The organism is Bradyrhizobium sp. USDA 3240 (genome assembly GCF_054063295.1).
Genome location: NZ_JBSSGD010000002.1, coordinates 4,612,213 through 4,625,449 on the forward strand (window position 1 = coordinate 4,612,213; position 13,237 = coordinate 4,625,449).

General features: G+C 65.0%; 13 protein-coding genes. 4 read left to right on the plus strand and 9 right to left on the minus strand.

Features of this window, described 5'->3' with window-relative positions; genetic code table 11:
• Position 1 precedes the first annotated feature (1 nt).
• Complete coding sequence (gene mtaB, locus ACVIGA_RS22515; RefSeq protein ID WP_456668028.1) at positions 2–1,285, plus strand: tRNA (N(6)-L-threonylcarbamoyladenosine(37)-C(2))-methylthiotransferase MtaB; 1,284 nt, start codon at positions 2–4, stop codon at positions 1,283–1,285.
• Between the two features lie 35 nt (positions 1,286–1,320).
• Here the strand turns inward: mtaB and ACVIGA_RS22520 are convergent, their stop codons facing one another.
• The 3 genes from ACVIGA_RS22520 to ACVIGA_RS22530 all read right to left on the minus strand — a co-directional run bounded on the left by ACVIGA_RS22520 (position 1,321) and on the right by ACVIGA_RS22530 (position 4,537).
• The gene (locus ACVIGA_RS22520) at positions 1,321–2,286 is read right to left on the minus strand and encodes a Bug family tripartite tricarboxylate transporter substrate binding protein (RefSeq protein WP_456668029.1); all 966 of its coding nucleotides are present in this window, start codon (positions 2,284–2,286) and stop codon (positions 1,321–1,323) included.
• Between the two features lie 305 nt (positions 2,287–2,591).
• Positions 2,592–3,728, minus strand: a complete 1,137-nt coding sequence (locus tag ACVIGA_RS22525; protein WP_456668030.1) for a DUF2336 domain-containing protein — start codon at positions 3,726–3,728, stop codon at positions 2,592–2,594.
• A gap of 107 nt (positions 3,729–3,835) precedes the next feature.
• Positions 3,836–4,537: an RluA family pseudouridine synthase gene (locus ACVIGA_RS22530; protein ID WP_456668031.1), complete on the minus strand. Its 702-nt coding sequence runs from the start codon at positions 4,535–4,537 to the stop codon at positions 3,836–3,838.
• A 49-nt stretch (positions 4,538–4,586) separates the two neighbouring features.
• On the opposite strand from ACVIGA_RS22530, the gene ftsY reads away from it, so the two are divergent.
• Together ftsY and ACVIGA_RS22540 are read left to right on the plus strand one after the other, a co-directional pair.
• On the plus strand, positions 4,587–5,531 hold the full coding sequence (gene ftsY, locus ACVIGA_RS22535; protein ID WP_456668032.1) for a signal recognition particle-docking protein FtsY: 945 nt from the start codon (positions 4,587–4,589) through the stop codon (positions 5,529–5,531).
• 173 nt (positions 5,532–5,704) lie between these two features.
• Complete coding sequence (locus tag ACVIGA_RS22540) at positions 5,705–6,304, plus strand: septation protein A (protein ID WP_456668033.1); 600 nt, start codon at positions 5,705–5,707, stop codon at positions 6,302–6,304.
• A 216-nt stretch (positions 6,305–6,520) separates the two neighbouring features.
• Here the strand turns inward: ACVIGA_RS22540 and ACVIGA_RS22545 are convergent, their stop codons facing one another.
• The 6 genes from ACVIGA_RS22545 to ccmA all read right to left on the minus strand — a co-directional run bounded on the left by ACVIGA_RS22545 (position 6,521) and on the right by ccmA (position 10,263).
• Complete coding sequence (locus ACVIGA_RS22545) at positions 6,521–6,895, minus strand: ComEA family DNA-binding protein (RefSeq protein ID WP_456668034.1); 375 nt, start codon at positions 6,893–6,895, stop codon at positions 6,521–6,523.
• Positions 6,896–7,070: 175 nt separating this feature from the next.
• Complete coding sequence (locus ACVIGA_RS22550; protein WP_456668035.1) at positions 7,071–7,664, minus strand: DsbE family thiol:disulfide interchange protein; 594 nt, start codon at positions 7,662–7,664, stop codon at positions 7,071–7,073.
• On the minus strand, positions 7,661–7,840 hold the full coding sequence (gene ccmD, locus ACVIGA_RS22555; RefSeq protein ID WP_229171244.1) for a heme exporter protein CcmD: 180 nt from the start codon (positions 7,838–7,840) through the stop codon (positions 7,661–7,663). Before ccmD ends, ACVIGA_RS22550 begins: the two co-directional genes overlap by 4 nt.
• Positions 7,841–7,844: 4 nt before the next feature.
• The gene (locus ACVIGA_RS22560; RefSeq protein WP_456668036.1) at positions 7,845–8,648 is read right to left on the minus strand and encodes a heme ABC transporter permease; all 804 of its coding nucleotides are present in this window, start codon (positions 8,646–8,648) and stop codon (positions 7,845–7,847) included.
• Between the two features lie 75 nt (positions 8,649–8,723).
• The gene (ccmB, locus tag ACVIGA_RS22565; protein ID WP_456668037.1) at positions 8,724–9,392 is read right to left on the minus strand and encodes a heme exporter protein CcmB; all 669 of its coding nucleotides are present in this window, start codon (positions 9,390–9,392) and stop codon (positions 8,724–8,726) included.
• 268 nt (positions 9,393–9,660) lie between these two features.
• Complete coding sequence (gene ccmA, locus ACVIGA_RS22570; RefSeq protein ID WP_456670861.1) at positions 9,661–10,263, minus strand: heme ABC exporter ATP-binding protein CcmA; 603 nt, start codon at positions 10,261–10,263, stop codon at positions 9,661–9,663.
• A 240-nt stretch (positions 10,264–10,503) separates the two neighbouring features.
• On the opposite strand from ccmA, the gene acnA reads away from it, so the two are divergent.
• Positions 10,504–13,224, plus strand: a complete 2,721-nt coding sequence (acnA, locus tag ACVIGA_RS22575; RefSeq protein ID WP_456668038.1) for an aconitate hydratase AcnA — start codon at positions 10,504–10,506, stop codon at positions 13,222–13,224.
• The last annotated feature ends 13 nt before the right edge of the window (positions 13,225–13,237 follow it).

The window sequence follows — 13,237 nt, forward strand, 5'->3', positions numbered from 1 at the left end:
CATGAGCGTCGACGTCGTCACCTTTGGCTGCCGCCTCAACGCATTCGAATCCGAGGTGATCAGGCACGAGGCGGAGCAGGCCGGGCTCACCGACACCATCGTCATCAACAGCTGCGCCGTTACCAATGAGGCGGTGGCGCAGGCCCGGCAGTCGATCCGCAAACTGAAACGCGAACGCCCGGCGGCGCGCATCGTCGTCACCGGCTGTGCGGCGCAGACGCAAGCCGACATGTTTGCCGACATGGCCGAGGTCGATCGCGTCGTAGGCAATGACGAGAAGATGCGCGGCGGCGCCTGGCGGGCGACGCGCGCGGCTTTCGATGCGCCGTTTGGTATCGATGCGAGCGAGAAGGTCGCGGTTGCCGACATCACGGCGGTGACGGAGATGGCGCCGCATCTGCTCGACGGCTTCGAGCGCGGCCTGCCGCGGGTGTTCGTGCAGGTGCAGAACGGCTGCGATCATCGCTGCACCTTCTGCATCATCCCTTACGGCCGTGGCAATTCGCGCTCGGTGCCGATGGGCGCGGTGGTCGATCAGGTCCGCACATTGGTTGAGCGCGGTCATGCCGAGATCGTGCTGACCGGCGTCGATCTCACGAGCTATGGCGCCGACCTGCCGGGCGCGCCGAAGCTCGGCCAGCTGACCCGGCAGATCCTGCGCCATGTGCCCGAGCTGAAGCGGCTGCGCATCTCGTCGATCGATTCGATCGAGGCCGATCGCGACCTGCTCGATGTGATCGCCGACGATCCGCGGCTGATGCCGCATCTGCATCTGTCGTTGCAGTCCGGCGACGACATGATCCTGAAGCGGATGAAGCGCCGGCATTCGCGGCAGGACGCGATCGATTTCTGTACGCAGGTGCGCCGGCTGCGGCCGGAAATCGCGCTCGGCGCCGACATCATCGCGGGCTTCCCGACCGAAACCGAGGAGATGTTTGCGCGCTCGCTCGATCTGATCGCGGAATGCGATCTCACCTTCCTGCATGTGTTTCCCTATTCGCGACGTCCGGGCACGCCGGCGGCGCGGATGCCGCAGGTCGAGGGCGGGACGATCAGGGAGCGCGCCAGGCGGCTGCGCGCGGCCGGCGAAGCCGCGCTGGTGCGGCGGCTGGCTGCGGAAGCCGGCGCGACGCGCGAGGTGCTGATCGAGAGCCGCACGCAGGGCCGCACCGAGCATTTCCTGCCGGTTGCGATCGATGGTGACGCGCCGGGTCTTGTGCGGCGCCTCGTCGTGACAGGCCATGACGGGGCACGTCTCACTGCATCGGTCGGCGACGTTCGTTGAGACGGGTCGAGATGCGATCGACGCGGACTGCGCCCTCACTCAGTCCTGATGTTCGCGGCCCGGACGACCTTGGCCCATTTTTCGAGTTCGATTGCGACTTGTCTGCTGAACTCTGCCGGCGTGCTCCCGATTGGCTCGAGACCAAGTGTCAGCAGGTGTGCCCTCATGCCCGGATCTGACATGCTCCTGACGATCTCGCGGTTGAGGAGCGCAATGATATCCGGATGGGTGACGGCTGGAACAAAGACGCCGAACCAATTGTCGAACTCGATGTCCGGATAGCCTGCTTCTGCCGTCGTTGGCACGTCGGCGAGCGCCTGCAACCGTCTCCGGTATGCCATCGCCAGTGCGCGCAGCTGGCCGTCCCCGACCTGCGGCACAATTGGTGCCGGTGCGGCAAGGCACATCGTCGTATGGCCCGCCACCGTCGAGCCGATTGCCAAAGCCGCGCTGTTGTAAGGTATGTGCACAAAATCGACGCCAAGCGACTGGCGCAGCATCTCGCCGACGATATGTCCGGGCGACCCCACCCCGGCGGTCGCGTAGTTGAATTTGCCGGGATTGCTTTTGATCAGGGCAGCCAGCTCCTTGAGCGTCTGCGCCGGCACAGAGGGATTTGCCGCGAGCACGACACTTGTGCTGACGGCGAGCGTGACCGCATCGAACGACGTGCGGGCATCATAGGGGACTTTGTCATGCAACGCGGGATTGATCGTGAAGCTGGGCGGCGTGACGAGAACGGTGTATCCGTCGGGCGCCGCCATGGCCGCGCGGCCAACGCCAATGTTGCCGCCGGCGCCGCTCACATTCTCGACGTAGAACTGCTCTCCAAGCCGCTCGGATAATTTCTGCGCGATGATCCGGCCGAAAACATCGGCGTTCCCGCCTGGCCCGAACGGAACGATCATGCGCACCGGTCGTGCCGGATAGGCCTGCGCCCGCACGATGCCCGGTGCGGCCAGCAGGACGACTGAGCTTGCGATGAAGGTTCGTCGCTTCATGCGAACACGCTGCCCGATCATCCGTCGCAGCGTCATCTAACTACAGTGCGGGTGCCCCAGCCAACGTCAACAAATCGCAGATCTTGTCTGGGTCGAAAGCCGTGCGCATCCTTTCGGGGTACGCATTTTTCTCCCGCGTCATTCCCCGGTGCGCCAACAATCTCGACGTCGTCCCCGGCTAGTGCGCAATTGCGCACGGGAGCAGGGACCCACAACTACGATGGTTGTTGTTGGTCGTGATGATGCCGAACCAGCTGGTTTGACAGGTTGAAATCGGAATCAGCCGCGCATCGCGCGCGACGTTGTCAGTGCGCGCGGCCGGGCTTTGGCGGCTGCGACGCGCGAACCTGCCAGAACCGCAGCAGGCGATCGGCGTCTCCGCGTGTCATCTTCGTGAACTGGCTCTTCGCATGGGTGAGCTCAACGGAGCCCATGGAGCCGGTCGTATAGCGGCATTCCATCACCGCGGCGGTGGTCTCCCAGCTCAGGCCTGCCGCCCGGCACGGCACCAGCAGCCCTTCACTGCGCAGGCTTTGCATCAGGGAGCGGATCACCTCGACGTTCGACTGCGCTAGCTCCGCCAGCGCGACAACGGTCTCTTCATATTTTCGCTGCCTGGCGAAGCCGAGCAGCGCTGCCTCGTTGAGCTCGCCGCTATCCTTCAGCTTCGCGACGTGGCGCTTGGCAGCGGTGAAATCGCGGACTTGGGACATGTCGCGCTCGACGCCGGCGGCGACTGCGGCGATCGCGTGCCGGATTTCCTCGTAGAGATACGGCGGGGCGCGCTCCAGCAAACGGCCGCGCACCTCTTCCGTTGCCCGGCGCAGGAGCTGAAGACGGAGCTCCGCCGGCAGGTCTGCGCGGATGCCGGTCTCGACTGCGAGGGTCGGATCGTGCTCGGCTTGTGCGAGGACGACGGCAAATCCGTCCGGCGATACTTTGGCGCCGGGATTGGTGACCAGGCGGTGGCTCACGCTTGCAAAGCGACGGGCCAGCAGTGCATCGGTGACGACTTCCTTCAGCCACCAGCGGCCGGCGACGGCGAGCAGGTGCTGTTCGCTCTTGGTCTGCGCGATCTCGACCAGGTCCTCGGCACTGAGGCGTGAGGATTCCTGCAGCATCGGCCGCGCGACCCGGATCTCATCGTTGCTGGCGAGGCGGCGAACGATCGCGGGCGGTGCCTGCGCGACCGGGGCGAGTTGCTCGCTGATCTCGGCAAGCGCCATCCGGGCGCTGATCTCGGCGAGCGCGCGCAGCTCGATGGTCTTGACCAGCCGTTCGAGCACATTGTCGAACAGTTCGACCTGCTCGCTGTTGAAGCTGCCGGCGGAGAGGAGGAACAGATCAGTGACGCGCTTCGCCGTGGCGATGCATTTTTCGGCGGAGCCGGCGCGGATCGCAGCCTCGACCTCGTCGATAATTGCCTGCCCGGCAGTCAGCATTGCTCGTCCTGAGCCCGTCCCGATGCGCTTGTTCTAAGCCAGCTTGCAGCTCTATCGGGCGGACCTGAACGTTTCGTAAGGATAATGGTCAGTAGAATCCCGGAGGATTACTCGCCGTTCCAGCCGCAGGCCTTGAGCCGCTCCTGCATGTGCGCCGGCGCAGGTGCTACGACATGCACGGGGTCCTTGTTGCGGGAGATCGGGATGCCGATTTCGCGGGAATGCAGATGCAGGGTCGGCTCGCCGAAGCGCGGACCGTTGCCATAGATATTGTCGCCGACGATCGGCCAGCCCATCGCCGATGAATGCACCCGTAGCTGGTGGGTGCGGCCGGTGACCGGCTCCATCGCAATCCAGGCAAGGCCGTCGCAGCGTCCCAGCACCTTCCAGTTGGTGATGGCCTTCTGGCCATCCGGGTCCGGCTTCTGCCACCAGCCGCGCTCGGCGTTGAGCCGGCCGAGCGGCATGTCGATGGTGCCTTGGTCCTCGGTGGGGCCACCCTCGACCACGGTCCAATAGGTCTTCGCAATCTTGCTGTGCTTGAACAGCAGCCCGAGCGAGGCGGTCGCCTTGCGGTGGCGTCCCAGGACGAGGCAGCCGGAGGTGTCCTTGTCCAGCCGATGCGCCAGCACCGGCGGCCGGGGCAGGCCGAACCGCAACGCGTCGAACGAGGCTTCCAGATTCGGGCCGCTCTTGGGACCACGGTGCACCGGCAGGCCGGCCGGTTTGTCGATAACCAGCATCAGCCCGTCGCGGTGGAGCACCCGCGCCAGGATCTCTTCCGCGGTCAATTGGGGAACATCGATCAATTCGTCGAGACTTTCGTTTGTGAGGCGAAACGGCTAACACACCCCCGCCATGAACGATACCACTGCGGGAACTCCCAAACAGAGCTGGTGGCAGCGGCTGAAAGGCGGCCTGAAGCGAACCTCGAGTTCGATCGGGACCGCGGTCGCCGACCTCGTCACCAAGCGCAAGCTCGATTCTGCCATGCTCGATGACATCGAGGATGTGCTGCTGCGTGCCGACCTCGGCACCGATGTCGCGGTCCGCATTGCGCAGGCGGTCGGCAAGGGCCGCTACGACAAGGCGATCTCGGCCGACGAGGTCAAGGACGTCGTTGCGACCGAGGTCGAGAAGGTGCTGGTGCCGGTGGCGAAGCCGCTCGAGATCGATGCGACGCTGAAGCCGTTCGTGATCCTGGTCGTCGGCGTCAACGGCTCCGGCAAGACCACGACGATCGGCAAGCTGGCCGCGAAATTCTCCGCCGAGGGCCACAAGGTCATGCTGGCCGCCGGCGATACCTTCCGCGCCGCGGCGATCGAGCAGCTCAAGGTCTGGGGCGAGCGCACCAAGTCGCCGGTCATCGCGGGCGCGCAAGGGTCGGATTCGGCAAGCCTCGCCTTCAGCGCGCTGACCGCGGCCAAGGAGCAGGCGCGCGACGTGCTGCTGATCGACACCGCCGGCCGCCTTCAGAACAAGTCCGAGCTGATGAACGAGCTCGAAAAGGTCGTTCGCGTCATCAAGAAGGTCGATGCGTCGGCGCCGCATGCGGTGCTGCTCGTGCTCGACGCCACGGTGGGACAAAATGCGCTGTCGCAGGTCGAGGCGTTTCATCGTACGGCAGGCGTCACCGGCCTCGTGATGACCAAGCTTGACGGCACCGCGCGCGGCGGCATCCTTGTCGCGCTGTCGGAGAAGCACAAGCTGCCGGTACATTTCATCGGCGTCGGCGAAGGCGTCGAGGACCTCGCGCCCTTCACGGCGAAGGATTTTGCCAAGGCAATTGCCGGGATCGAATAATTCATCCTTCGGGACGCGCGCTGGTGCGCGCTCCTCCAGCAACAACGGCAAAGCCGTTATGCAGGGGTGACGGTGGGATACGAAAGGTCGTCATTCAGAGGAGGCGCGGAGCGCCGTCTCGAAGGATGGCCAAGACACGAGTTCACAAGACACGAGTTCAATGGACTGAATTGATGGACAAGACCCAGCCACATCCGCTGTTCAAGCTCGCAACCGAGCTCGGCCCGCTGCTCGTGTTCTTCATCGCGAACGCCAAGTACCATCTGTTCGTCGCTACGGCTGCGTTCATGGTGGCGATCGTGGCGGCGATGATTGCGTGCTATGTCGTGACCAAACACGTGCCGATCATGGCGCTGGTGACCGGCGCGATCGTGCTGGTGTTCGGCACCCTGACCCTGGTGCTGCACGACGAGACCTTCATCAAGCTCAAGCCGACCATCATCTACGGCCTGTTCGCGGCCGTGCTCGGCGGCGGGCTACTGTTCGGCCGTTCCTTCATCGCCGTGATGTTCGACCAGATGTTCAACCTGACGCCGCAGGGCTGGCGCATCCTCACCATGCGCTGGGCGCTGTTCTTCGCCGGCATGGCCATCCTCAACGAGATCGTCTGGCGGACGCAGACCACCGATTTCTGGGTGAACTTCAAGGTGTTCGGCGTGACGCCGCTGACCATGATCTTCGCCATCGCCCAGATGCCGCTGACCAAGCGCTATCATCTGGAGCCGGTCTCGCTGGAAACCAGCGAAGCGGACGCCGGCGATCTGCGGAAATAGTAGCGGCGGTCTGCTCCCTCGCCCCGCTCTCTTGTCCGCCGAAGCCCGCCTTCGGGCGAAGGCGGATGCGGGGAGAGGGCTGGGGTGAGGGGCTATCTCTACGGATAGGTTGGAGATTGTTGCGAATACCTTCCAAAGCCCCTCACCCGAAATTCCCGCTTCGCGCGAATTTCGACCTCTCCCCGTAAAGAACGCGGAGAGGTGAAGTGAACCGCCTCAGCTCTTCTGCTTGGCGACGATCTTGTCCTTGATCTTGTCGTAGGTCGCCTGCGGCAGGATGTTCTTCTGCACCAGTTCATCCTTGCCCTTGTAGGGGCGGCCCTTGATGATCGCGGCCGAATAGGCCTTGCCGACACCAGGCAGCGCGTCGAGCTGGTCCGCGCCGGCGCTGTTGATGTCGAGCAGGTCGTCCTTCGCCATTCCCGTCGTCTTCAGATCAGGGGCCGCCGCTTTCGGCGCTGGCGCCATGTGGCTCTCGGATTTGGCGGCAGGCGCGGCCGGCTGCGGCGACTGGGCCATCGACGGCGTGGCCGTCATCAGGCCGAGCGTGAGTGCGGTAGCAAGAAGTGAAGCGAGCGTGGTCTTGCGCATATGTCCCTCTCCGAGGAATGAGTGAAGTCACGCCATGGAGTTAGGGTTGCGTTCGTGGCGTCGCCGTGGCCGGGAAATGAACCGCAGATAAACCCGTCGAAGTATTATGCCGCAGGTGTTTTCTCGCGTCGTTCATGCTCGATTCATATTCGCGAGCCGCGGCGTGCCGATGCGATTACTTGTCCGCGCGCAGCGCTTTCTCGATTTCGGTCTTGAGCACGGTGTTGACGTTATCAGGCGTCACCGGGCCGACCAGCTTGTAGACGATCGTGCCTTCGCGTCCGACCAGGAAGGTTTCGGGCACGCCATAGACACCCCACTCGATGGAGGCGCGGCCGTTGCCGTCGACGCCGACGATGCCGAACGGATTGCCGTAGCGGCCGAGGAAGCGGCGCGCGTTCTCGGGCGAGTCCTTGTAGTTGATGCCGATGATCTGGAAGCGCTTGTCGCGGCCGAGCTCGGTCAGCAGCGGCGCCTCATCGTGGCAGGGCACACACCAGGACGCCCAGACGTTGACGATTGAGACCTTGCCCTTGAAGGCCGCGGGATCGAGGCCGGGGACGGGCGCGCCGTCCTTCACGAGGCCGTCGAGCGCGGGCAGCGCGGTCTGCGGCGCCGGCCGACCGATCAGTGCCGACGGAATTTTGGAGGGATCGCCGCCATAGAGCCGCAGCAGGAAAAGTCCGGCGAGCCCGAGGAAAACCACCAGCGGCAGCACCACCAGCAGGCGGCGGGCTTGCGGCGGACTGTTGGTCGCCTGATCGCTCATCTGATATCCGCCGCGCTGCGGCCGGAGCGGCGCGTAATGCCGCTGGCCTCGATCTCCTTCAGGCGCGCCTGCTGCCGCCGATAGTCGGCGATGATCCAGACGATCAGGAGCAGCACGACCGCGGCGACCAGCGCATAGGACGTCACGATGAAAGAGGCGTAGGGACCAAGCGACATCGCGTCACGCCGCTCCAATTGGGTTTGACGCGTTTTCTTCACGCGAACCGGTGCCCGCTTCGCTCGAAAACGCGCTGCGGTTGGCCTGCATCATCTGCAGGCTGCGCACGCGCCGGCGCAGGATCTCGTTGCGCATCGCCGCCAAATGCAAGGTGATGAACAGCAGCGAAAACGCGATCGCCATCACCAGCAGCGGCCACAGGAACGCCTTGTCGAGCGTCGATCCGCCCATCCGAAGCACCGAGGACGGCTGATGCAGCGTGTTCCACCAGTCGACCGAGAACTTGATGATCGGGATGTTGATCGCGCCGACCAGGGTCAGGACCGCCGCCGCCCGCGCCGCGCGCGAAGGGTCCTCCACCGCACGCCACAGCGCCATCAGGCCGAGATACATCAGGAACAGGATCAAGACCGAGGTCAGCCGCGCGTCCCACTCCCAATAGGTGCCCCACATCGGCCGGCCCCACAGCGAGCCGGTGACCAGCGCAAGGAAGGTGAAGGCGGCGCCGATTGGGGCGGCAGCCTTCGCGGCGACGTCGGCAAGCGGATGCCGCCACACCAGCGTGCCGAGCGCGGCCACGCTCATGACGCCCCAGACGAACATCGACAGCCATGCATTCGGCACGTGGATGAACATGATCTTGACCGTGGCGCCCTGCTGGTAGTCGTCGGGCGCCATCGCCGACTGGTAGAGGCCGATCGCGAGCAGGATCGCGGTCACGCCCGCGAGCCAGGGCAGGATGCGTGCGGTGAGCGCCAGAAACCTGGTCGGATTGGCGAGGTCGGTCAGCGTCTCAGTCAGCTTCATGGCACCCTGATAATCGCCCAATGTGTCGCAAGCAATTGGCCGAACCGCTCTCGGCGAGATTTGATCTTGCCCATCTCAGTCCAGCCCGTGCCGCAGGCTCGCGGCGGCGGCAAACGGGCCGATCACGAGGCTGGCAAGCGACAGCGCGCAGAGGATCGAGAACGGTGTTCCAAAGGACAGGGGACCCGAGATCGCCGCCTGCGAGGCCGCAACGCCGAAGATCAGCACCGGGATCGACAGCGGCAGCACCAGCACGGCGAGCAGCAGCCCGCCGCGATGCAGCGTCACCGCCAGGGCCGCGCCGATCATGCCGGTGAAGGTCAGCGCCGGAGTTCCTGCCAGCAGGGTCGCCGCCACCGCAAGGGTTGCCGTACCGTCGAGATTGAGCAGCAGGCCGAGCACCGGGGTTGCGATGATCAGCGGCAGCCCCGCGGCGAGCCAATGCGCCAGCGCCTTGGCCGCGCAGGCGAGTTCCAGCGGCGTCCGGCTCATCACGATCAGGTCGAGCGAGCCGTCCTCGTGATCGGCCGTGAACAGCCGGTCGAGGGTGAGCAGGCTCGCCAGCAGCGCGCCGAGCCACAGGATGGCGGGTCCAAGCCGCGACAGCAGCGCCAGATCGGGCCCGACCGCGAACGGCATCAGCACGGTGACGGTGAGGAAGAACAGCACCCCGATCAGCGCCCCGCCGCCAACGCGGAGCGCGATGCGGATGTCGCGGCGGATCAATGCAGCCAGCGCGCTCACGCCGCGCCTCTGCTGTAGTTGCCGTGTGAGTCGCTGTCTTGCCGCGCAAACGGTGCGCTCCCTCCCCCCTTGTGGGGGAGGGTAGGGGAGGGGGGTGGCCCCGGGCGAGGCGTTCGAAGGGGATGTCGCTTTTGCAATCTAGGTCTTATGTCGTGGATAGATTGTTGGAGAGAGCACGCCGTGTGGCACCCCCCTCCCTGACCCTCCCCCACAAGGGGGGAGGGAACGGAGAGAGCTGCGCATGGCGGCGAGTGATAGAACAGCGCGCTCATGCCGCGCCTCCCATCCGCAAATCGCGCGCATCGATGCCGAGCGGCAGATGGGTCGCGGCGACGATCAGGCCGCCGCTTGCGAGGTGGTCGCGCATCAGCCCCACGAACAGCGCCTGTCCGGCCGCATCGAGCGCCGATGTCGGCTCGTCCAGCAGCCAGACCGGCCGCCGCACCGAGAGCAGGCGCGCGATCGACAGGCGGCGGCGCTGGCCGGCCGAGAGGTAGGCCGCCGGCAGGTGCGCGGCATGGTCGAGCGCCACGGCAGCAAGGCAGCGGCCGGCATCCTCCGTCTCGCCGCCGAGGAATTCCCGCCAGAAGGAAAGATTTTCCGCAACGCTCAGCGCCGGCTTCAGCGCGTCGCGGTGGCCGAGATAGTGGGCCTGTTCGGGCAGACTGAGCTCGGCGTCGCCGCCGTCGAGCGCGATCGAGCCCTCGGCGGGAACCAGGAGCCCGGCGAGGACACGCAGCAGCGAGGTCTTGCCCGCGCCGTTGGGCCCGGTGACGGCAAGCGCCTCGCCGGCCGCGGCCGACAGATCGAGGCCAGCAAATACCTCGCGTCCGCCGCGCACGCATTTCAGATTTCGTCCCGAGAGCCGCATGGTTCGTTGTGTCACAGCCCTCTGAAATCTTTCGCTACCGCGTGAGAATTTTTGGGTCGCGCAACGCTGTCGCACGCTTGTCGGTGTGGCGGTGCTTCTAGAAAGGTTCTATAAGCCCGGAACTTGATGCAGCACACACAATCGGCGGCCGCAAGCCATCCAGGCCATCCCCTCGGCCCATGTCGGTTGCCGGTGTTTAGTTACCCTTGCCGGGTATAACTGAGAATTGGGATCCTCCGCATGACCTCACTCGACAGCTTCAAATGCCGCAAGACCATGAAGGTCGGCGGCAAGTCCTACGTCTATTACAGCCTGCCCCAGGCAGAGAAGAACGGACTGAAGGGTATTTCGAAGCTGCCGTATTCGATGAAGGTTCTGCTCGAGAACCTGCTCCGCAACGAGGACGGCCGCACCGTCAAGAAGGAAGACATCGTTGCGGTGTCGAAGTGGCTGAAGAAGCGCCAGCTCGAGCACGAAATCGCGTTCCGCCCGGCGCGCGTCCTGATGCAGGATTTCACCGGCGTTCCGGCCGTGGTCGATCTCGCGGCGATGCGCAACGCGATGCAGAATCTCGGCGGCGATGCCGAGAAGATCAACCCGCTGGTGCCGGTCGATCTCGTCATCGACCACTCGGTGATCGTCAACTTCTTCGGTGACAACAAGGCGTTCGCGAAGAACGTCACCGAGGAATACAAGCAGAACCAGGAGCGCTACGAGTTCCTGAAGTGGGGCCAGAAGGCGTTCTCGAACTTCTCGGTGGTGCCGCCCGGCACCGGCATCTGCCACCAGGTCAATCTCGAATATCTCGCCCAGACGGTGTGGACCAAGAAGGAGAAGATGACGGTCGGCAAGAAGACCGGCACCTTCGAGGTCGCCTATCCGGACTCGCTGGTCGGCACCGACTCGCACACCACCATGGTCAACGGCCTTGCCGTGCTCGGCTGGGGCGTCGGCGGCATCGAGGCGGAAGCCTGCATGCTCGGCCAGCCGCTGTCGATGCTGCTGCCGGAAGTGGTCGGCTTCAAGCTCAAGGGCCAGCTCAAGGAGGGCGTCACCGCGACCGACCTCGTGCTCACCGTCACCCAGATGCTGCGCAAGCTCGGCGTGGTCGGCAAGTTCGTCGAGTTCTTCGGCCCGGGCCTCGATTTCCTGTCGGTCGCGGACAAGGCGACCATCGGCAACATGGCGCCCGAATACGGCGCGACCTGCGGCTTCTTCCCGGTCGATACCGCAACCATCGATTACCTCAAGACCTCGGGCCGCAAGGCCGATCGCGTCAAGCTGGTGCAGGCCTATGCCAAGGCGCAGGGCCTGTTCCGTACCGCCAAGTCGGCCGATCCGGTGTTCACCACCACGCTGACGCTCGATCTCGCCGACGTCGTGCCGTCGATGGCCGGACCGAAGCGCCCCGAAGGCCGCATCGCGCTGCCGGCGGTGTCGACCGGCTTCGCGACCGCGCTGGTCAACGAGTACAAGAAGCCCGACGGTGAAGCGAAGCGCTTCGCGGTCGAGGGCCGCAATTTCGATCTCGGCCACGGCGACGTCGTGATCGCCGCGATCACCTCCTGCACCAACACCTCGAACCCGAGCGTGCTGATCGGCGCCGGCCTGCTGGCGCGCAAGGCGGCCGCCAAGGGCCTGAAGGCCAAGCCGTGGGTGAAGACCTCGCTCGCGCCGGGCAGCCAGGTGGTGGCGGAATATCTCGCCAATTCCGGCCTGCAGGCCGATCTCGACAAGGTCGGCTTCAACCTGGTCGGCTTCGGCTGCACCACCTGCATCGGCAATTCCGGCCCGCTGCCGGAAGACATCTCGAAGTCGATCAACGACAACGGCATCGTCGCCGCCGCCGTGCTGTCGGGCAACCGCAACTTCGAAGGCCGCGTTTCGCCCGACGTGCAGGCGAACTACCTCGCCTCGCCGCCGCTGGTGGTTGCGCATGCGCTCGCCGGCACCGTGACCAAGGATCTCGCAGTCGAGCCGATCGGCATCGGCAAGGACGGCAAGCCGGTGTTCCTCAAGGACATCTGGCCGACCACCAAGGAGATCAACGCCTTCATGAAGAAGTACGTCACCGCGACGATCTTCAAGAAGAAGTACGCCGACGTGTTCAAGGGCGATACCAACTGGCGCAAGATCAAGACCACGGAAAGCGAGACCTATCGCTGGAACATGAGCTCGACCTATGTGCAGAACCCGCCTTACTTCGAAGGCATGAAGAAGCAGCCGGACCCGGTCGTCGACGTGGTCGACGCGCGGATCCTCGCGATGTTCGGCGACAAGATCACCACCGACCACATCTCGCCGGCCGGTTCGATCAAGCTGACCTCGCCCGCCGGCAAGTTCCTGAGCGAGCACCAGGTGCGCCCCGCCGACTTCAACCAGTACGGCACGCGGCGCGGCAACCATGAAGTGATGATGCGCGGCACCTTCGCCAACATCCGCATCAAGAACTTCATGCTGAAGGGCGCCGACGGCAATATTCCGGAAGGCGGTCTCACCAAGCACTGGCCCGACGGTGCACAGATGTCGATCTACGACGCGGCGATGAAGTACCAGCAGGAGAACGTGCCGCTGGTGGTGTTCGCCGGCGCCGAATACGGCAACGGCTCGTCGCGCGACTGGGCTGCGAAGGGCACCCGCCTGCTCGGCGTGCGCGCGGTGATCTGCCAGAGCTTCGAGCGCATCCACCGCTCCAACCTGGTCGGCATGGGCGTGCTTCCGCTCACCTTCCAGGACGGCACCTCGTGGTCCTCGCTCGGCCTCAAGGGCGACGAGAAAGTCACGATCCGCGGGCTGCAGGGCGATTTGAAGCCGCGGCAGACGCTGACGGCCGAGATCGTCTCCGCCGACGGCGGCAAGCGGGATGTCCCGCTGCTCTGCCGCATCGATACGCTGGACGAGCTCGATTACTATCGCAACGGCGGCATCCTGCATTACGTGCTGCGCAAACTCGCGGCCTAAGCCTTTTGTTTGA